The following is a 20,565-nucleotide window of genomic DNA, read 5'->3' on the forward strand; positions in this document are numbered from 1 at the left end:
GAGAGTGAGTTGATATGGATGCTGCATCTTACAGATATAAAAAAATATGAACGCTGTCCCAGGGCCTTCTGGCTCTCACGGCGTAAGAAAAAAGAATTTGTGCCGTTTGTAAATTATAATGAAAGCATGAGCGAGCTGGTAAAACAGCTGCTGATGATTCGTGATGAGGATGTTTTTGCCGGGCAGGCGAATGACAGCGGTGATCTGGCACTGGACGCCCTTTCGACAAAGCGTGTGCTGATTCATGCGCGTTTTGTTTATAAGGATTTAAGAATCAACATACCGTTTTTGATTCAGGAAAACGGCAAACGGATACTTTATTTTACCTATCGCAGCTGTTATCCCAAAGAGCAGGAGGCAGTAAAAATAGCACAGAATCTGGCGGTACTGGATAAGCTGGGGGTTTCTGTTGATGAGGTATATGCCATTCACTTACGTGCAGACTACGTACGGGGCAGTGAGCTGGATGTCCATCAGCTGCTGCAGATTGATGCGTATTTATATAATAGTAAAAATAAGGCGCATAAAACGATTCAGGAGCTTTTGAAGCAGCAGACAGTGGATCTGGACGCAATTCTGGAGAAGCTGCATACCTGTGAGCAAATGGAAGAGGTACCTATCAAACGCAGTCAGATTTGTACACGCGGAGGAAAGTGCATGTATTATGCGGATTGCTTTCCTGAGGAGCTGCCGGATGATTCTATTCTTAATCTTGTACAGGCAGCACACAAGTATGCTATGCATCAGGAAGGAATTACATCCTTGCAGGAAGCGGATATCAATCGCATAGAAGGAACACGGCATCAGTATGCACAAATCATGGCAGCACGCAACAATGGTCTGTATGTGGATAAGGGGGCCTTGCGCTGCTGGAAAAAAGCGCATATTCAGGAACCGGTTTCCTATTTGGATTTTGAATGGGAGACATATGCGTTTCCACCCTATAAAGGGATGAAGCCCTTTGATGTTCTGGTATTTCAATACAGCCTGCACGTAGAGGAACACGGACAGCTGCGTCATGCGGGATATATTGGAGAAGGGGATTGCCGCAAGGAATTTATCGAGCATCTGCTCAGGGAGATACCAAAAAGCGGCAGTATTCTTGTCTATAATATGGAAGGTGCTGAAAAGCTTCGTCTGGTACAACTGGCACAGCAGTTTCCGCAATATGAGGAACAGCTTCGTGCTGTCTGGGAGCGGATGATTGATCTGTCACTGCCGTTTTCTACAGGAAATGTATATGATACGCGAATGGCTGGCTATTACTCGTTGAAAAAGCTGGTTCCTATCTTTTCCGATTATCATTATGAGGATCTGGATATTTCCTATGGTATGGATGCGGTTGAAAAATGGAGAGAATACTGTAGTGCGGATGGTGAAAAGAAACAGGAGCTTTATCGGCAGCTGGAGCAGTATTGCTCTATGGATACCTATGCCGAATATATTGTTTATCATGCTCTGGAGGATATGATACGTGAGTAAACACCCTATGGCAGCCTATCTGTCTGCCATGTTTTTGTTTGGTACACTGGGGCTGTTTGTCCGTCAGGCAGAGGTTACAAGTGAGGTGCTTGCCTGCTTGCGGACACTGATTGGGGCAGCATTTCTTGGAGGGATCCTACTGTTTCAAAAGCAAAGGGTACAAAAAATCCATCGCAGACAAGTATGCTATGTACTGTTATCGGCTTTGTTTCTAGGCTTCAACTGGGTGTTTTTGTTTGAAGCCTATGAGTATACAACGATTTCCATCGCAACCGTAATTTACTATACGGCTCCCTTATTGGCGCTGGTCGCGGCTGTTTTGCTGTTTCATGAAAGGATAGGACGGCGTGATGTCATGGGAATCGCTCTGACGATGATTGGTCTGCTTTTTATCACGCGGATAGCCTATGGCGGGATGCAAATGAAGGGGATCGTCTTTGCGGCTTTGGCAGCTGTATGCTATGCAGGTGTTTTGCTTACCAATCGCTGCTTTCAGGAAATAGACGGCCTGTATTTTACGTTTTTACAATTACTGTTTTCATCAGGAATCCTGCTTATCTATCTGCTTATGGAAGGCAGAGTACCTGAAATCAGCCGGATTCCTCTTGCTTCCTGGCCGTGGATTCTCTGTATCGGAATACTTCATACCGGTATTGCCTATGTATTGTATTTTACATCTCTGCACGCGTTATCCAGCTCTCATGCTGCAATCGGCAGTTATCTGGATCCCTGTGTGGCGCTGCTTCTGTCTGTAATGATCCTGCAGGAGCCGGCCTCACTGCTGCAGGGTATAGGAATAGCAGCAATCCTAGGCGGCATACTCCTTCATGATTCATCTGCGTAACGCGATTGAAAGATGAATCTTTTTTTTATAGGAAATTGATCAAACGGCAGTGCAGCCTTGCTTTTGATTCTTGCGTAAACCTGTCTGCCGATTAAAGTAGCTCATAATATCGTGGCTTCCTTCCTAGAGGCTAGGGGATTTTAATGTCATTCCTTACGAATACCGCGCGCTTTCATGTATAGCCCTTTGGACGTATAGTTGAAGATGGGATTTGATTGATAGGCGGTCAAACATTCACACGCTGTCTGAATCGAAAAGCAGTGCAAGCATAAGCATGCAAATGGTATAAGAAATAAGATTAAATTTCTTGATAGGAAGTTATTTCTTCGTTTTTTGTTATTTACAACCGAATAAGTGTTAACTCCTGTTTGCTTCCTGTAGTAGTCAAAGGATTGCTATTCATTAACTGGAATATGGGTTTTAGGACAACATATTTTCTTTTCCGGATATCTCTGTGATACAATAAGCAAAAGGAAGTGGGAACATGCTGTATGATTTGTATAAGAAACAGGAAATAACTATCAAAAACAAAGCAGAAGCGCAGTTTCTGTTCGGCATCTATACACCAAAGGAATGGACATCCGTATCGAATGAATTTGGCTTTTCACAGGCAACTCTCTTTGAACTGCTTCATATGGACCAAAGCCGCACATTGCATAAAATGGACAGCTATTACGGTTATTGCTTTGGCTTTATTCATCCTTTAAAAACCGGGAATGAGGAAGCTGGTGCGGAAATTGGCATATACTGTCGTCAAAGGGAAGTGTTTCTGATTACACAGGATTATGAGCAGCTGCGTAAGTATATTTCGCTGCTTCAGGAGCTGCCAAAGTCACAGCTCAGTGTCGAGCATATCCTGTCCCTGCTTTTTGAGGAGCTGCTGAAATCGCACAAGGCAGAGCATGACCTGCTGGAGGATTTGATAGAGGAACTGGATAATGATGTTTTAAACAATGAATTGCAAAGCTTTAACCAGAGAATCACCGCTATACGCAACAAAATCCGCTATCTGCTGCAATATGATGGACAGCTTCGTGATGTATGTGAGGAATTGCTGGAGGATGAGAACGATTTGTTTGTCAGAGAACATCTTCACCATCTGCGCATATGCTCTGACAGAGTTGAACGTCTGCTGCAGCATACTCTGCAGCTTCGGGATTACAGTGTTCAGGTTCGCGAATCCTATCAGGCACAGGTGGATATCCGTCTGAACCGTTTGATGTATATTTTTACGATCGTGACGGTTGTCTTTCTTCCACTGACTCTGATTGTCGGCTGGTATGGTATGAATTTTACCGGTATGCCAGAGCTTCACTGGAAATACGGTTATCCGTTTGTCATTCTTCTTGCTCTAGGATCGGCAGGTATCTGTGTCTGGCTTCTCTATAAGAAGCATATGCTGAAATGATACTCCTACAAAGAGCCTTTCTGCCGTCTGCCATGCAGTTATTCAGGCAAACAATCAGGAGGTGTTTTTACGTCAACAAGAGAGCCGTGTATTTGTGAAAGGCTTTATGTCGCTGTTCAAAGCAATGTGCATGCTACTTCATATTTGTATGTGAGGCTAGAAGGAGTCGGTGTAATTAGAATATAAGAAGCAAAAAGATCCAAATAACCAACATGATATGAAAAGACAAATCATGATATAACAAGAAAACAAATAAAAAAATGATAAAACAAGTTGACAAAGGCTAACAAATTGCATATAATGTAGGAGAAGTTAGATAAAACTAACAAGATTGTAGTACGCTCCTTTCTCACGTACTGTATTCTTATTTCCTCTATAACTTTACAACCAACTCATAATGATTGATCTGACTTCTAATGATAAAAGACGGTTCCTCGGCCGTCTTTTTATTATCCATACTTCAAATGCTATATAGAAGCATACGGAAACAACTTTTTATAAAACAACGTTACACATCACTGCAGAAAAAGGGGAGTTCTGTTTCATTGCCGAATCATAAAAACATCTGAAAGAGCCTGAGCTTATATATTATAATAATGCGTTGTTTCACATAGTCCATACTCTTCATAAAGTATGTGAAGCATTTTATGCTTTTGATATGTGTGTCGCTTCTAACATTTTTTTACTGATGTATGCTTACCGATTAGCTGCGTTTATAAAGCATTGACTGCTATAGGGGAGATAATATAAAAACAGTTGACAACGGCTAACTTATGCTGTATTCTATAAGAGAAGAAGTTAGATTTAACTAACAAGATTGCAGAATGCTTCTACTCACATACTGTTCAGTCTTATCCTCTATAACTTTACAACCAAAACCTAGCAATCTGACTTCTATTCCTGAAAGGTGGTTTCCGCAACTGCCTTTTTTTGTGCAGGGGACATGGTGTAAGGGCTATCTTATAAAACATCGTGAAAAACATGGAAATCCCATGGGAACCGTCGTAAAAGTATGGTAAGATTATAACGCAAGTGAGGAGTGTGTATTGTTATGGCTTTTTTACCAACAACCAGAGAGGAAATGCTGGAACAGGGATTTGAGAGCGTAGATTTTGTATATGTGAGTGGAGATGCCTATGTGGATCATCCTTCCTTCGGCTGTGCTATTATAACGAGAACTTTGCAGGCATATGGCTATAGCTGTGCGATTCTGCCGCAGCCGGACTGGCATAACGATGAGGAATTCACACAATTTGGTGAACCGCGTCTTGGCTTCCTTGTTTCTGCTGGAAATATTGATTCCATGGTCAATCATTATTCCGTGAATAAACGCAGAAGGGATAAGGATTCCTATAGTGATGAGGGGGTTATGGGAAAGCGTCCCGATCGTCCGACTATTGTCTATACACAGATTCTCAAGCGCTTGTTTCCGCATAAGCCGGTACTGATTGGCGGTATTGAAGCAAGTCTGCGCCGTCTGTCTCATTATGATTACTGGGATGACCGTGTACGCAGGAGTATTCTGATTGATTCTCAGGCAGATCTTTTAATGTATGGAATGGGAGAAAATACCATCGTTGAAGTTGCCGATGCTTTAAACAGCGGTCTGCGTGCAGAGGATCTCTGTTATATCCGCGGTACCTGCTGGAAAACAAAATCACTGGAATATCTGAGTGATTATTTACTGCTGCCATCCTATGACGAGGTATGTGCAGACAAGCGCACCTATGCAAAAAGCTTTCACGTACAGCATGAAAACATTGATGCCATTGCGGCGAGTGTGCTGGTGGAGCCCTATGATGGCTGGTATGTCGTGCAAAATCAGCCGCCGCTGCCGCTGACACAGCAGGAAATGGACTTTACGTATTCTCTGCCGTATGAGCGAACCTATCATCCCCGTTATACCTACATACCTGCCATTGAAGAAGTGCAGTTTTCCATTGTCAGCAACCGTGGCTGTTTCGGCTCCTGCGCCTTCTGCGCCATCACGCATCATCAGGGACGTGTGATATCCACCAGAAGCAAGGATTCCATCGTGGATGAGGCGAAGCGGATTACAGAAATGCCGAATTTTAAGGGATATATCCATGATGTCGGCGGCCCTACTGCCAATTTTTCCAGAGAGGCCTGTGACAAGCAGCGTGAATTTGGCGCCTGTAAAAACCGGGAATGCCTGTTTCCAAAGGGCTGCTCTAATCTGAAGGTCGATCACTCCCGCTACCTGGAAATCCTGCGTGCAGTTCGTTCTTTGCCGAGGGTGAAAAAGGTGTTTATCCGCTCCGGTATCCGTTATGATTATCTGATGTATGATAAAAATGATGAGTTTTTTGACGAGCTGGTGCAGCATCATATCAGCGGACAGTTAAAGGTGGCTCCCGAGCATATCAATGCGGCTGTGCTGGATAAGATGGGGAAGCCGAGAAAAGAGCTGTATCTGAAATTTGTTGATAAATTCAAACAGAAAAATGAAGAATTTCATATGAATCAGTACATTGTACCTTATCTGATGAGCTCACATCCAGGTAGTGATCTGAATGCTGCCATCGAGCTTGCCTGCTATCTGAAAAAGATACATTACACCCCAAAGCAGGTACAGGACTTTTATCCGACGCCGGGAACACCGGCGACATGTATGTACTATACCGGGTTGGATCCAAAAACGATGCGTCCAGTGTACGTGGCAAAAACCTATGAGGAAAAAGCGATGCAGCGTGCTTTGATGCAGTTTACCTATCCACAAAATTATGAGCTTGTTTATAAGGCTTTGAAAACGGCAAACCGTATGGATCTGGTTGGGAATTCTCCAAAATGCCTGATTCCGTATCGCAAAGGGAAGCCGGTCAGCGGCTATCAGGGGAAAAATCGTAAGGATATTCATAAGCCGGGACAAATGAAGAAAGCAGGAGGCTATTCTGTCGGGCGAAAGGGGAAACGCTCATGAAGATATTTCGCGAGGTGCTGGTGATTTTCGGATTGTACTATGCGGGAGAATTGATTAGTAAAACACTGTCTCTGCCCCTTCCCGGCAGTCTGGTCGGTATGATTCTTTTGTTTATACTGCTGCAGCAACATGTGGTAAAGCTGGAACAGATCGCTACTGTATCTGATTTTCTGCTTGGTCATTTGCCGTTTTTCTTTCTTCCTGCCGGAGTTGCACTCATGGCCAGCTTTTCCGCAATGGAGGGCTTATGGGGATGGATGCTGCTGATCTGTCTTGTGACAACAGTGATAACGATGGGTTGCAGCGGACGTATCATACAGCATATGATGGAAAGGAAATCCAAATCATGAAGGCGCTGCTTGAAAATCCGATGTTTGGAATTTTGTTGTCACTGGCGGCCTTTGAAGTTGGATTGTGGCTGCAGAAGAAAACAAAGCTGCTTTTTCTCAATCCGCTGCTAATTGCGATTATTCTCGTCATTGCATTGCTTATGCTGAGTGGAATCAGCTTAACAACATATCAGCTGGGCGGAGATATCATTTCGCTGTTTCTTGGACCGGCAACTGTCGTTTTGGCTGTTCCTTTGTATCAGCAGGTACAGAGCCTGAAAAATTATTTTCTTCCAATTATGGTGGGAATCGTTTGCGGGATTGCGGTTGGACTGGTATCTACATTGCTGTGTGCATGGATCGTACAGATGGAGCCGCAAATAATTGCCAGTCTGGTTCCCAAGTCCATCACCACACCGATCGGAATGGAGCTTAGTTCAGAGCTTGGCGGTATTCAGGCCATTACCGTACTGGCTATTCTGGTTACCGGAATCATCGGGGCAGTTGTGGCAGAATTCGTTTTTCGTATATTTCGTATTGAGCATCCGATTGCACGCGGTATTGCATTGGGCTGCAGTGCACATGCCATCGGTACGAGCAAGGCTTTGCAGCTGGGACATGTGGAGGGCGCTATGAGTTCACTAGCCATTGGTGTCTGCGGTATCCTTACCGTCTTTCTTGCACCACCGGTATGGAGCCTGGTATCTACATTGCTGTAAACCAGTTTTCCTGATAAAAGTATTTAACACAGTCTGAAAGATGCCGAATCCTCATGATCGTTTCGTAGGATTCGGCTTTTTGTTTGCTTATGCATTCTGTAATACATATAGATACTGATTCATATATAAAATTTCTGTGTACAGATAGCATTGATTCACGATTAAGCTGAAAATTAAATTGATAAATTAAATTGAAAAACTGAATTGATAACCGGATGAGCACAGGGTTTCTCGCTTTTTTCTTATCAGAGGCTTATGACGGCCAAGCAAATGACAGCTGTTTCAGATTTGTTATTCCCTGTGATATGCTGAATGAAATAAAAAGACGTATGTATCATAAAGGGCATAACCGTCAGCTCGTGTAAAAGCAGGGCAGTCTTAAGACCTGGATTTATCCTCCTTCTGCCACAGCTTTACGATTGCTGCAGGATGTCTGTTTCTACCTGATGTACTATGATGCTGTAGTTATACAAAGCATTGTATCGTATGGATGCCGGTATGTGCTTTATACCTAATCACCAGGCAACAACAGGATATTGTCCTCATAATAGATAGCTAGGTGTATCGTTGTACAGCAAAAGAAGGAACATCGTTATGATCGTGTTCCTTCTCCACTGCTATCATTTTGTGTTTATAAGTTCGCGCTTATATGGGAGGAATGTTAAGCTCACTGCTGATTTCCTGTAACAGTCTGCAGTCACGATCATGCAGTCTGCCATCTATGGGAAGTCCGAGCAGTCTTTGAAATTCACATACATTTTTTGAAAAGGAAGTATCATCCTGCTTGCAGTGATAGGCTTTTAATACTGCCTGCAACTGCATGCGAATATCCGAACATGTTGAAATAGGGGGCTCACGCTTCAGAATATCCTGATCCTGCAGCATATGGCAGAGACCTTCCGCTTCCTTTTTCAGTAGCTGCTTCCATTCTGGTGCCGATAAGGCTGTTTTGTCCTTTTGTATTTCTGTAAGCCATTCCAGCAGCTGACACTCTCCGTAAAACAGCTTTAGGATTTGATAACAGCCCTTTGTACTTTGCAGTAGTGCTTCCCATGCCTCCCATGGTGTAAGCTGGGCAGGTTCTTTGGGTAAACTGTTCACAAGAGCCTGCAGTGCAGCCTGCCTCCTGAAAATTTTATCATCAGCTGCTGCGTTATCAGCCTGCATATTGGAAACATGAAGCTGTCTGCATAGTATATCTGTAGCGGTATGGCTATCTGCTTTTTCACATATGGGAATACACGAGGTTATAAACCGTAGCCATTGCCTGCTTTGTTCCTGCGTCAGGGAAGAGGATGCAGCAGCATCCGGCGCAGGAGTGGTGTGCTTCCTAAAAATATCTTCGGCAAGCGTACACACACGCTGATGAAGCAGCAGGCAGGAGGGCATAGGATCCTGACCTGTCTCCTTTGACAGCTGCTTCCAGATATCCTCTGCGCGCCGGCGGAGCAGTTCTGCCGGCAAGGTAGGATTCAGGTAGCGCAGGGCATAGAGAAAGGCGTCAAGGGAAACAGTGGATGTACGGCTTTCGTGCAGCTTACAGCATACGGGCGCTATAGCTTTACAAGGTGTCTTTGCTTCCGGCAACATACAGACGAGCAGCTCGCTGTGCACACCAGGGTACAGAGGCAGGACAACGTGGCGGGAACAGAATTGCTTTGCACGGATATCGATTTCATAGCCGGCAATCTGCGATTCATCCACATACAATGGAATATCCGCTGTTCTTCCATCTTCCTTTGTCATAAAGAAATCCTCATAGACCAGCACATCGCCATGCTTCAATGTGATGCGGATCATGGCATTTGGAATATTGAATAGTCCAAGACCACATGTGGTATGGATCTGTAAAGTACCTGTTGCGATATAATCACCCCCTACTTTACGTTATGTGCAATAGGGAAAACGGCATGGTGGTTTCGCCCACATCTTTATGTGAATTATGGGAGGATTAAATAGAATTATGGACTTGCACAGGGAGTGGTTGACCAGCTGCTCTTTTTCGTATTATAGTATGAATAAATATTTTACATATGAAGTAATCAGGAGGGAGCATATGAGTGAAGAGGAAATGATACTGCGGATGTTTCGCAGTATCTATGCAAGTCTTATGAGCCGGATGAATGAATTCTGCAGTGCCTATCAGCTCACAGGTGTTCAATGTCTGATCATGCTGGAGCTGCAGGAGGATGAAGTGACAATCAGTGAGCTTGCCCAAAGGATGATGATGAAGCCATCCAATGTCAGCGGTGTCGTCAAACGAATGGTAAAGCGTGGGCTGGTACAGCGAAGACGCAGTACGCAGGATGAACGTATCGTTTATGTATCCCTGCAGCAGGAAGCGTTGAATACGATTTCAGACGAGATGAAAACAAGGCTTGTGGATTCTCTGTTTCACGACATATCCAGAGAGCAAATTACTGAGATTCTGCATGCAGTCATATTGCTGGATACATGCATCAGGAGGTGTGAGCATGAATAAACAAAAGAAACCCTTATATTTTTATTATCTGCTGATATTGGTTATTATCGTTGCCGGAAACCTGATTTTTTCCGCAATGGAACAGAACCGGATCAAGGATGTCAGCTACAATACCTTTATCAGGCAGACGGTGGAGAAGCATATCGATAAGGTGGAAATCGGTGATCAGAGTATCAGCTATACACTGAAAAAGGATGATAAGACAATTTATCAGACAGAAACGATGGAAACAGATACTGCTTTGTCGCAGCGGCTGTATGATGCAGGAGCGACGTTTACCAGGGTACATACAAAGGAAATGAATCCATGGCTGTCATTTCTGATTACCGGTATTTTGCCAATCATTTTGCTGTTCTGGCTGGGAAATCATATGTTTAAGAGAATGCAGAAAAAAATGGGCGGAGATGCTATGAGCTTTGGGGGAGGCGGCGGTCTTGGCAGCTTTGGAAAAAGCGATGCTAAAATTTATGTAAAATCACAGACCGGAAAAACCTTTCTTGATGTTGCCGGACAGGAGGAAGCAAAGGCTGCTCTGCAGGAGATGGTGGAATTTCTGAAAAGCCCAGAGCGGTATAAAAAAATAGGAGCGCAAATGCCAAAGGGGGCATTGCTGGTCGGTCCTCCGGGAACCGGAAAAACATTGCTGGCTAAGGCAGTTGCAGGGGAGGCAAATGTTCCGTTCTTCTCTATCAGCGGGTCGGAATTTGTGGAAATGTTTGTAGGCCGCGGTGCAGCCAGGGTACGTGATTTGTTTAAGCAGGCCCGCGAAAAAGCACCGTGTATCGTCTTTATTGATGAGATTGACACCATAGGAAAAAAGCGGGATGGCGCCGGTGTCGGAGGGAATGATGAGCGTGAGCAGACATTGAATCAGCTGCTTGCGGAAATGGATGGCTTTGATGGAAGCACGGGTGTCATTATTCTTGCGGCAACCAACCGCCCGGAATCACTGGATCAGGCACTGCTTCGTCCGGGACGCTTTGACCGCCGTATTCCTGTAGACCTGCCCGATCTGGCCGGACGTGAGGCGATACTGCTTGTACATGCGAAGGATGTTAAAATGGGAAAGAACATTGATTTCAGAGCGATTGCCAGAGCAACAGCCGGTGCCAGTGGCGCAGAGCTTGCCAATATTATCAATGAAGCGGCACTGCTTGCGGTAAAGGATAATCGTAATCAGGTTATCCAGAAGGATCTGGAGGATAGCGTGGAAACGGTGATTGCAGGATATGAACGAAAGAATGCCGTGATATCCACCAAGGAAAAGCTGATCGTATCATATCATGAAATCGGACATGCTCTGGTTGCCGCAAAAGCCAAAAACAGCATGCCGGTAACAAAAATCACCATTGTACCGCGAACCAGCGGTGCGCTGGGCTATACACTACAGGTTCCGGATGAGGAAAGCAATCTGATTACAAAGGAAGAGGCCTTTACCAAAATTATGACCTGCTGCGGTGGGCGTGCTGCTGAGGATTTGATTTTTCATTCCATAACCAGCGGTGCCTCCAATGATATTGAACAGGCGACCAGAATTGCCCGCAGCATGATCACCCGTCTCGGCATGAGTGAGACCTTTGGCATGATCGCACTGGAAACGGTAAATAATAAATATCTGGGCGGTGATACCTCTCTTGCCTGCAGCGATCAGACGGCAGCCCGCGTGGATGAGGAGGTCAGAAGGCTTATCCAGCAGGCTTATGATGAGGCAAGGCGCATATTGGAAGAAAACAAGGACAAGCTGCATGAGCTGGCAAAATTCTTGTATGAACGAGAAACGATAACCGGCGATCAGTTTATGGAAATTGTCAACCGTGTTCCACAGCTCGAAACAGCACAGGAATTGTAGAAAGAAAGCGAAAAGCAACGCTTTCTTTTGCGTTATCAAAGGCTGCCTGTGCTATAATAGAGGTGTATTGAAAACGTGAAGCAAGCACGAGGAGGGTTTTATGCCAAATATTATTACACATAAGATTTTTGCGGAGGAAGTGCTGAAAAAAATGAACAAGCATGATATCCGTTCCATGATAGAGCGTCATCCACAGATTTTTTACATCGGAAGCAACGGTCCGGATTTTCTATTCTTTTCCCATATAAAGCCTTGGGAATCCTATAAAAGCCATGCGCTGAACCGTCTTGGCAGCGCCATGCATGCCCACAGCATCAATCAGTTTTATGAAACGGCTATCGAATGCATCCGGGCACAGAAGCATGAGGATGTGAAGGAGCGTATGAGCGTGTATCTGTTTGGCCATCTGTGTCACTGGGCGCTGGATAAAACAACGCATCCGTATATCTTTTACCGTACGGGAAGCTGCCGGGGTGTCAGTGCCGGATTGCACCATCGCTTTGAGTCTATGATGGATACCATGATGCTGGAAAAATACCGCGGGCTGAGTATTAAGGATTATCCCTGCTATGAGATTTGCGAGTATGATGAGGATATTTTAAAAGCGATAGCGCGCATCTATGTACCGGTGGCGCGTAAGGTCTATCATCAGGATGTGAAGGTGCATGATCTAAGGGAAACGCTGAATTCGTGGTATGATGTACAAAAGCTGCTGTATGATCCCAACAATATCAAGTATCCTATCCTGAGAGGTATGGAGGCTGTTACCCGCAAGCCCTGGGCCATCAGCGGAAACGTTGTTCGTCCCGCGATTGATGAGCGCTTCGATGTATTAAATGAGGAGCATGCGACTTGGAGACATCCTTGTGATGATACGATTACCTCCAATGCATCCTTCCTTGATATGTTTCATGAAGCGACAGATACAGCCGTTCAGGTCGTGGACAAGGCATATGGCTGTATCGAATATGGTGCGGACGTTCAAGCTGTGCTTGCAATTCTGCAGGATGCCGCCTATGATACCGGTATGGCTGGTAAACAGGAAATGAAGTATTTTGATGTAATCTATGATTGAGTGTATAGGATCGAAAAAAGCAGGGCATGCTCTTGTATAAGCAAGCGGCATGCTTTTTCTATAAGGCAAATACATACAGGCATGCATATACTGATTGAGAGAGGAGAGTGCTTATGAAGCTGTTTGATTTACATGCGGATATCGGCTACGATGTCATGCAGAAAAAAAATAAGGAATCCGATATCCTGAATCGCTTCCATGTACAGAAGTTTCTTGCCGGTGAGGTTTCTTACGTGGGGATGGCATCGTTTTTTGAAGGCAGTGAAACATGGGAATATATGCAGGATATGATTTTATCATTGAAAAGGGAAATTGAAAGCTGTGATCAAATTGATCTGGTCGTATCCAAAGAGGATCTGAAGGAGAACGGACATATCAAGGCAGTTTTAACGGTTGAGGGCATGTGCGGTATCAAAGACCATGCGGCAGAAAAAATACGCTGGATGTATGAGCAGGGAGTGCGCATCGCTTCGTTTTGCTGGAATGAGGAGAATATGCTGGCAACCGGGGTGAAAGGAAATCCTGCACACGGTCTGCATCCGCTTGGACAGGAGGCATTACAGACGATGATTGACTGCAATATGCTGGTGGATGTATCGCATGCGAATGAAAAAACCTTCTGGGATATCCTGGCGCAGCCGCAGGCATTGGTGATTGCCACACACTCCAATGCCCGTGCAATCTGTGATCATCCGCGCAATCTGTGGGATGAGCAGATACAAGCGATTGTGGAACGGGGCGGCATCATCGGGATAAATAGTGCACCTGCGTTTGTTCATCCCGATCCTGCAAAACGTGATATAGCACATCTGGTGGAGCATATGCGCTATATTCAGAAGCTGGCTGGTATAGAAGCACTTGCACTGGGACTTGATTATATGGATTTTTATGAAGGCTGTGAGGAGCTTCATACGATTGGATTGGATGATTGTTCAAAAAGTCAGCGGCTGATTGCGGAAATGAAGCGTCAGCATTTTAAAGAGGAGGAGATACAAAAAATTGCCTTCGGCAATGCTGTTGAGAAGCTGAAAGAGGTGCTGTAAGGCATTCGTAAGAAGCGGTGGCAAGCTCATACTATCTGACATAGGAACATGGATAGAAAGCAGCGCTCAAGGTAGGGCTATGCTTTAGTTATAGGGAAATGAGAGATATAAAAAAATGAAAGAAAAAGGAATCCTCAGAAATTTTACAGGAGCCTTCCTTCTTCTTTTTTTGATATATTTCATTGATAGATATGTTCTTGAAAGCATGCAGGTATTCAGGCTAGGCATTCTGCTTTTTTTGCATCTGTGCGACTTTTCTGCGAAGCAACTGCTCTGCCAATACAGGATCATCGCATTCCATGACACACGCCTCCATGGGACACATTCCCGTTCTGGCTCTGTTTATGATATAAGGAACCAGCTCATCATAAGTGATTGAAACATCATATCGCTGGAATATCTGTAAGGCATGAGAGGACAGAATGAGCGCATGCACACGTGTCACACCACCTCGAACCATCAGTAATGCTGCAGCCTTGCCAATGACTTTATCTGCCAGATGAGCACCCTGTAAATGCTTTTGATCCAGCATATGCAGAATAGGCAGGATACCGCTCGCATGCTCACGATAAAGCTGATGCTGCTGTTCTACGATACAGGTGAGACTTTCTTCCTTTAGTAGTTTGATAAGTTCTTCCATCATGTTCTCCTTTTAAAAATACAGGTCATTTTCCTTGCTTTTTTATGAAAAATGTGAAAATGAAGCTTTATGAAAAAAGACGATATGTATCATCGCCCTTACAGTATTAGTCTATCACAAATACATTCAAAATGGTAGTCTGTTAAATCTAATTTTTTTGCGTATAATAAAGATATACAAACAAGGAGGGATTTTATATGAAAGTCCAGATCTACGGAAAAAACATTACAGTAACTCCAGCGATTGCTGAAAAAATCGAGAAAAAGCTGAATCATCTTGAAAAGTATTTCATAATTGATGAAAACGTGGTCGCTAATGTGGTGGTGCGGGTGTATCCGAATAAACAAAAAATCGAGGTTACGATCCCTACAAAATTTGCAGTCTTACGTGCAGAGGTTGTACAGGATGATCTGTATGCAGCCATCGATTTGGCGATTGATAAATTAGAAGATCAGATTCGTCGTCAGAAAACTAGACTGACAAGAAAAAATAAAGAGAAACTGGCATATGCTTTCATTGAAGAGGAGGAGATTGAAGAAGAATTTGACGACAGCGATAATGAGCTGGTACGTACAAAATCACTGGTTCCTGATATGATGGAGCTAGATGAAGCAATCATGCGTATGGAAATGCTAAATCATAGCTTCTTCATTTACCGTGATGATGAAACAAAGGAAATCGCCGTTGTTTACAAGCGTCATGATGGCGGCTATGGATTGATCGAAACGGAATAATCGTTTATAAACAGGTGATGCACAGATATGGTGTACCACCTGTTTTTTATGCACTAACTGGTATAAGGCTTTTGCAGGAGGTGCATGATAGAAAGGTGGACAATAAAACAGGAAAGCGAATTCAATGATTCGCGATATCGGGTGTGATGTATATGGATAATAATTTCAGCCATACTTATATGAATGATATAGCGCTTTACTATTTCACAGAGAAAGTCTGTTTGCATATCTGCATGATGAAATAGATTCTGTTTGAGGATTCTTTCGTGCGTTTTACAAAAAAAGCAAAATAACTGTTGAAATCTGAAAGAAAGTTTGGTATTATTATTAGGCGCTAAGATGTCTACATAGCTCAGCTGGATAGAGCACACGCCTTCTAAGCGTGCGGTCGCAGGTTCGAATCCTGCTGTGGACGCCATTCGAAAAAAAACACCCGAAATCATCGGGTTTTTTTATATTGTTTTGAAGCCTGGCATACATTCAGCATACATCATTCATAGAGTACAAGCCTTGATATCCGCAATGTCTACGATATATCCGCATAACGAATTCTTTTTTGCTGTCTTAAATACTACCGTTTTAAACAAGGTAACCCCTTGCTTTCTCTGAGATACAGCTGTGTATTCTGCATGATTGAAATAGGGCATTAACAGCATAAGAATCCAATATTTTCTGGCAGGACTACAAACTGTAACGGCAATTCTTCTGATCTTTTATAATTGCACGCACGCTTTCTGCTTCCATAATCAGAAAACTGCACAATAAAAGGTAAATATTTTCTTCCCTGTAAAAAAGCACAGATTTCTTTTAAATTGTGGATTTGTTCACGTAAAAGGAATATAATTATTAGATACAAAGAAACTTGTACTTCATAGCTTCAATCCATAGGAAAGGAAGAAAACTATGTATCGTGAACATGTGAACATAACTGTTTTATCCAATACTTTAGATATTCAGAAATACCTGGAGCAGGGACTCGCTGCGCATCAGTGTAGAAACTGTCATATTCATACCTCATCAAACGTTCAGGATTCATGGGATGACAGTGATATTATTTTGTGTGCTTTACCGATACGCAGGCTGCAGCCATACTGTGAACGGATGAAGAAAAATGCATACCTGCTGTATATCAAGGATGCGGCAAATGAGGTATGTGAGGACTGCTATGAGACTGCGGATGAGGTCATTTCACAAGCTGCGCAAAAAGATTATATTGTGAAACGTATTCACTGCATATACGAGGCACGAAGGCAGCAGACAACGGCTTGGCTGTTAGATACGTATCTGAATACATTGATTGACAGCATGCCCGATCTGGTATGGTTTAAGGATAACAGCGGTTTGCATTTGAAAGTAAACAGGGCATTTTGTCATACGGTAGGGAAAAGCAGAGCTGATATCGAGGGAAAGGATCATTGCTCCGTATGGGATGTAGATGTGGATGACTGTGCGGCAACAGAGGATATCGTACGCAGAGAAAAGAAAACATGTCAATTTAACGAGCTGGTAAAGAGCCCGCATGGTCTGCGTCAGTTTCGTACCTATAAATCTCCGCTGTTTACCCCTGATGGGAAGCTTATGGGCAGTGTTGGAATCGGTCATGATATTACTGATCTGGAAAACATGAGCACGGAAATGGAAATCCTTCTAAACAGTATGCCGTATGCAATACTGATACGTGACAAGGATGGAGCTGTTCTTAATGTAAATGATAAATTTGAAGAATTTTTTGATACCTCCAGAGAGAAAATCATTGGCTTGCAGTATGATGTCTGGTTTCGCAGCATCGTGACAGGCAGCCGCAAAATAAAAAAGGAAGCGAACGGCAAGAGCATCTTAACCTTTGAGGAAGACCGGCGAATCCTTGAATTAAGCCATGAAATCATATATGATATTTTCAAAAGTGAGGTCGGAGTGCTGTGTATTTACCGTGACATGACAGAAGAATATCTGTTAGAGCAGCAGCTAAGCAATAACTCCAATACTGATTATCTGACGGGTCTATATAACCGCAGGTATTTTTATGAATATTACACAGATCTTCGCAAGTATCAGCAGGTATCCATACTGTATGTAGACCTGGATCATTTTAAAGCCGTCAATGACACATATGGACACCAGGTTGGTGATGAGGCTTTGCGGATCAGTGCCGAGGTTCTGAAAAAAATGTTTCCCAATGATTTGATAGCGCGTCTTGGAGGCGATGAATTTCTGGTATCCAAGCTTGATATTATGAGTGGACAGGAGCTGTTGGAACAGGGAAACCGGTTGATTCAACAGCTGCAAAAGCAATTTGAAACGCAGGATTGTTATCAGAAGCTTTCTGCCAGCATTGGCATATCCTATACAAACGATCCTCTCATGAAAATAGATGATTTGATAAGAGAAAGTGATGATGCTTTATATAAAGCGAAGCAGCATGGCCGTGCAAAGTGCCGGCTTTATGAGTGAAAAGGCGTGATAATCTGGTTCACAGCAGGAAGCCTGCAATAAAACCTTTAAGCGTTAATACCTGTATATGAAACCATCCATGTGATGGTTTTTTAGCAGCAGTTAACATGTATACAATTCCAAACGATGCCTCTAAGCTATGAAATATATAATATATAGGAAAGATATGAAGAAAACTGCAGGGGTAGTCTGCTATTTTACAAAAAAAGGGGACGGTGTGTATAGCATATTTGCATTCACAGATAAATCATAAAGCCATGCGCAGCTGCACAAGCTTTCCCAGATGTATGAAAATGCCTGCTTATCATACAGCGAAGCATATTGGCAGTACAGCAGCATCTGTTTTTTCAGAACACAAAAAGCGGGAAAAGAAAGCCTGATTTCAAAGAATTTGTCAGGATTATGTGAAAGTGTAAGGAAATGTTACGAAAATAGGTTCTGAAGCTACTTTATAATTGATAAAAACGGCCGATTATGCTATATTAGTGTATGTTTAGTCGTAAAGGAGAAGCCATGGATACTTATTATGAGGATATTCTGAAAAAGGTGGAAGCACTGATAGAGGATGCGCAGTATGCTGAGGCATATACCATTCTGGATGAGGAACTCTCCATGCCATATATTCCAAGAGAATATGAGGAACCATTGATCGCATACTATAACCAGTGTCGCAGCGAGTGTAAATGGAAAGACACCGCAGTTCGGGAAGAGGACATTGAAACTCTGCTGAAGGGTTCTCTGGAGGAAGCGTTTCTTGCGATTGAACAATTGAAGAAAAGTAATATTCGTAATCACATGGATGCTGTTACGGACTATCTTTCTCAGAAGCCGCACTATCTGGTTCGTTCGCTGATGATTGAAGCTATGATGGAACAGAACATCACCGATGAGGTCAGTGTGGATATCGACGGTCTTGAGGTTACCTTCTCTCCTTGCAGCATAGATGCTCCTATGGAGAGTGATGGTGCGTTGGTGGCGGTGAACCACCTGAAGGACTGGTTTGAGAATGACAATCCGACATTTACGATGATGTGTGTGGAGACCCTGGTGAAAGAGGCGTATCTGCGTCTGCCGTTCAACATCGAAGAGGATGAGGCGCTGCCTCTGGCTGCTGCGGTGGCTGCCTATGTGTTCCATGCCTATGAGGAACAGGAAGCATGGCTGCTCTTTGAGAAAGAAAAAGGTCTTGCACAATACAGGGGTTATGAATTATTATTAAGGAAGCATGAAATGTAATGCTGTATGCAAAGAGATTGATACGTAGGAGGTATGAACAATGAGTTCAACATGGGAATTAAAAGAAAAATCAACAGGTGAATTAACAGCGACTGTCGAAGGTGATACCTGGAAGGATGCTCAGAAAAAGGCATTCAAGAAACTGGCAAAAAAGGTAAACCTGCCGGGATTCCGTCCGGGTCAGGCTCCTGAAAAGCTGGTGAGAAAACAGATCAGCTCTCAGAATATATTGATGGAAGCAATCGATGAGGTTGCAGGAGATGCATTGAGTGCAGGTATCAAGGAACACGATTTGTGGGTGATTTCCCGTCCGGCACTGGATATCGAAAGCATCGATGAGGATAAGGTAACGTTCAAATTCAACGTAACTGTAAAACCGGAAGTGAAGCTGGGCGAATACAAGGGTCTGGATATCACAAAGGAAGCTGTTGAAGTAAGCGATGCAGATGTTGAAGAGGAAATCACACGTCTGCAGGAGCGTTTTGCGGATCTGGTTGTTAAAGAAGAAGGCAAGGTTGAAAACGGAGATACTGCCGTTATTGACTTTGAAGGCTTCAAGGAAGGCGTTGCTTTTGATGGCGGTAAGGGAGAAGCATACCCGCTGGTTATCGGAAGCGGAAGCTTTATTCCTGGCTTTGAAGAACAGGTTCTCGGTATGGGGATCGAGGAAACAAAGGACATCAACGTAACCTTCCCTGAAGAATATCAGGCAGAGGAGCTTGCAGGTCAGCCGGTTGTCTTCAAGGTGACTGTACACGAAATCAAAGCCAAGGTTCTCCCAGAGGCTAATGATGAGCTGGTAAAGCAGGCAGAGATTGAAAATGTGGAGACACTGGAAGCATTCAAGGAATATTCCCGTAAAAACCTGGAGGAAAGCAAGAAAAACCAGGCAGAGCAGAAATTTGAAAATGAAATTCTGACAGCGATTACGGATAATGCCGAGGTAGAAATCCCTCAGGTTATGATCGATGAAGAAACTGACAGTCTTGTTCGTGACTTTGAACAGCGTCTGCAGTCTCAGGGCTTCGGTCTGGAGCAGTTCAAGCAGGTAACTGGTCAGACAGATGAAATGATCCGTGAGGAAATGGGCAAGGATGCCTTTAATAAAGTAAAAGTGCGTTTAGTTCTGGAAGCTATTGCAGCGGAAGAAAAAATCGAAATAAGTGAAGAGGATATCAACAGTGAGCTGGAAAATATCGCCAATATGTACAATATGCCTATTGAGCAGGTAAAACAGTTGATTTCCAACGATGCGGTATCGTATGATTTACGTATCCGCAAAGCATTAGAGCTTGTCAAGGAAGCAACCGGCAAGTAATCGTGCTGCAAAAG

The 20,565-nt window shown here is 43.7% G+C and carries 16 protein-coding genes and 1 tRNA gene; 15 read left to right on the plus strand and 2 right to left on the minus strand.

Features of this window, described 5'->3' with window-relative positions:
- Positions 1-18: 18 nt before the first annotated feature.
- From GKZ87_08560 to GKZ87_08585, 6 genes are all read left to right on the plus strand, one after another.
- Positions 19-1,482, plus strand: coding sequence for a DUF2779 domain-containing protein (locus GKZ87_08560; protein ID QSI25528.1), 1,464 nt, complete (start codon positions 19-21; stop codon positions 1,480-1,482).
- Entirely contained in the window at positions 1,475-2,326 is an 852-nt protein-coding gene (locus tag GKZ87_08565) for an EamA family transporter (protein ID QSI25529.1), read from the plus strand. Before GKZ87_08560 ends, GKZ87_08565 begins: the two co-directional genes overlap by 8 nt.
- A 484-nt stretch (positions 2,327-2,810) precedes the next feature.
- Positions 2,811-3,734 (plus strand): magnesium transporter, encoded by a 924-nt coding sequence (locus GKZ87_08570; GenBank protein ID QSI25530.1) that lies wholly within the window; start codon positions 2,811-2,813, stop codon positions 3,732-3,734.
- 1,051 nt (positions 3,735-4,785) lie between these two features.
- Positions 4,786-6,675 (plus strand): YgiQ family radical SAM protein, encoded by a 1,890-nt coding sequence (locus GKZ87_08575; protein ID QSI25531.1) that lies wholly within the window; start codon positions 4,786-4,788, stop codon positions 6,673-6,675.
- Positions 6,672-7,025 (plus strand): CidA/LrgA family protein, encoded by a 354-nt coding sequence (locus GKZ87_08580; GenBank protein ID QSI25532.1) that lies wholly within the window; start codon positions 6,672-6,674, stop codon positions 7,023-7,025. Before GKZ87_08575 ends, GKZ87_08580 begins: the two co-directional genes overlap by 4 nt.
- Entirely contained in the window at positions 7,022-7,723 is a 702-nt protein-coding gene (locus GKZ87_08585) for an LrgB family protein (GenBank protein QSI25533.1), read from the plus strand. Before GKZ87_08580 ends, GKZ87_08585 begins: the two co-directional genes overlap by 4 nt.
- Before the next feature lie 645 nt (positions 7,724-8,368).
- Here the strand turns inward: GKZ87_08585 and GKZ87_08590 are convergent.
- Complete coding sequence (locus GKZ87_08590; protein ID QSI27921.1) at positions 8,369-9,508, minus strand: hypothetical protein; 1,140 nt, start codon at positions 9,506-9,508, stop codon at positions 8,369-8,371.
- A 157-nt stretch (positions 9,509-9,665) separates the two neighbouring features.
- Here GKZ87_08590 and GKZ87_08595 point away from each other — a divergent pair, with 157 nt between their 5' ends.
- The 4 genes from GKZ87_08595 (at position 9,666) to GKZ87_08610 (ending at position 14,172) form a co-directional block, all read left to right on the plus strand.
- A complete protein-coding gene (locus GKZ87_08595; GenBank protein ID QSI25534.1) occupies positions 9,666-10,205 on the plus strand; it encodes a MarR family transcriptional regulator in 540 nt (179 codons plus the stop codon).
- Positions 10,198-12,054 carry an ATP-dependent zinc metalloprotease FtsH gene (gene hflB / locus GKZ87_08600; GenBank protein ID QSI25535.1) on the plus strand — a complete coding sequence of 619 codons (1,857 nt, stop codon included), beginning with the start codon at positions 10,198-10,200 and terminating at the stop codon, positions 12,052-12,054. The genes GKZ87_08595 and hflB overlap by 8 nt, the downstream gene beginning before the upstream one ends.
- Before the next feature lie 100 nt (positions 12,055-12,154).
- Positions 12,155-13,129, plus strand: coding sequence for a hypothetical protein (locus GKZ87_08605; GenBank protein QSI25536.1), 975 nt, complete (start codon positions 12,155-12,157; stop codon positions 13,127-13,129).
- A 113-nt stretch (positions 13,130-13,242) separates the two neighbouring features.
- The gene (locus GKZ87_08610; protein QSI25537.1) at positions 13,243-14,172 is read left to right on the plus strand and encodes a peptidase; all 930 of its coding nucleotides are present in this window, start codon (positions 13,243-13,245) and stop codon (positions 14,170-14,172) included.
- Positions 14,173-14,392: 220 nt separating this feature from the next.
- On the opposite strand, the gene GKZ87_08615 is transcribed toward GKZ87_08610, so the two are convergent.
- On the minus strand, positions 14,393-14,812 hold the full coding sequence (locus GKZ87_08615; protein QSI27922.1) for a DUF1893 domain-containing protein: 420 nt from the start codon (positions 14,810-14,812) through the stop codon (positions 14,393-14,395).
- A gap of 197 nt (positions 14,813-15,009) precedes the next feature.
- On the opposite strand from GKZ87_08615, the gene raiA reads away from it, so the two are divergent.
- From raiA to GKZ87_08640, 5 genes are all read left to right on the plus strand, one after another.
- Entirely contained in the window at positions 15,010-15,546 is a 537-nt protein-coding gene (raiA, locus tag GKZ87_08620; protein ID QSI25538.1) for a ribosome-associated translation inhibitor RaiA, read from the plus strand.
- A gap of 341 nt (positions 15,547-15,887) precedes the next feature.
- Positions 15,888-15,964, plus strand: a tRNA-Arg gene (locus GKZ87_08625).
- Positions 15,965-16,449: 485 nt separating this feature from the next.
- Positions 16,450-17,997, plus strand: a complete 1,548-nt coding sequence (locus GKZ87_08630; GenBank protein ID QSI25539.1) for a diguanylate cyclase — start codon at positions 16,450-16,452, stop codon at positions 17,995-17,997.
- 513 nt (positions 17,998-18,510) lie between these two features.
- A complete protein-coding gene (locus GKZ87_08635; GenBank protein QSI25540.1) occupies positions 18,511-19,233 on the plus strand; it encodes a DUF3196 domain-containing protein in 723 nt (240 codons plus the stop codon).
- Positions 19,234-19,273: 40 nt separating this feature from the next.
- A complete protein-coding gene (locus GKZ87_08640; GenBank protein QSI25541.1) occupies positions 19,274-20,551 on the plus strand; it encodes a trigger factor in 1,278 nt (425 codons plus the stop codon).
- The last annotated feature ends 14 nt before the right edge of the window (positions 20,552-20,565 follow it).

The organism is Erysipelotrichaceae bacterium 66202529 (genome assembly GCA_017161075.1).
Lineage (GTDB): Bacteria > Bacillota_I > Bacilli_A > Erysipelotrichales > Erysipelotrichaceae > Clostridium_AQ.

Bases quoted from the DNA above. Each gene is read 5' to 3' on its own strand.
- GKZ87_08585 (QSI25533.1), top strand. From the start codon at position 7,022: ATGAAGGCGCTGCTTGAAAATCCGATGTTTGGAATTTTGTTGTCACTG.
- GKZ87_08595 (QSI25534.1), top strand. From the start codon at position 9,666: ATGGGAGGATTAAATAGAATTATGGACTTGCACAGGGAGTGGTTGACC.
- hflB (QSI25535.1), top strand. From the start codon at position 10,198: ATGAATAAACAAAAGAAACCCTTATATTTTTATTATCTGCTGATATTG.
- GKZ87_08575 (QSI25531.1), top strand. From the start codon at position 4,786: ATGGCTTTTTTACCAACAACCAGAGAGGAAATGCTGGAACAGGGATTT.
- GKZ87_08605 (QSI25536.1), top strand. From the start codon at position 12,155: ATGCCAAATATTATTACACATAAGATTTTTGCGGAGGAAGTGCTGAAA.
- GKZ87_08640 (QSI25541.1), top strand. From the start codon at position 19,274: ATGAGTTCAACATGGGAATTAAAAGAAAAATCAACAGGTGAATTAACA.
- GKZ87_08630 (QSI25539.1), top strand. From the start codon at position 16,450: ATGTATCGTGAACATGTGAACATAACTGTTTTATCCAATACTTTAGAT.
- GKZ87_08610 (QSI25537.1), top strand. From the start codon at position 13,243: ATGAAGCTGTTTGATTTACATGCGGATATCGGCTACGATGTCATGCAG.
- GKZ87_08570 (QSI25530.1), top strand. From the start codon at position 2,811: ATGCTGTATGATTTGTATAAGAAACAGGAAATAACTATCAAAAACAAA.
- raiA (QSI25538.1), top strand. From the start codon at position 15,010: ATGAAAGTCCAGATCTACGGAAAAAACATTACAGTAACTCCAGCGATT.
- GKZ87_08560 (QSI25528.1), top strand. From the start codon at position 19: ATGCTGCATCTTACAGATATAAAAAAATATGAACGCTGTCCCAGGGCC.
- GKZ87_08580 (QSI25532.1), top strand. From the start codon at position 6,672: ATGAAGATATTTCGCGAGGTGCTGGTGATTTTCGGATTGTACTATGCG.
- GKZ87_08635 (QSI25540.1), top strand. From the start codon at position 18,511: ATGGATACTTATTATGAGGATATTCTGAAAAAGGTGGAAGCACTGATA.
- GKZ87_08615 (QSI27922.1), bottom strand. From the start codon at position 14,812: ATGGAAGAACTTATCAAACTACTAAAGGAAGAAAGTCTCACCTGTATC.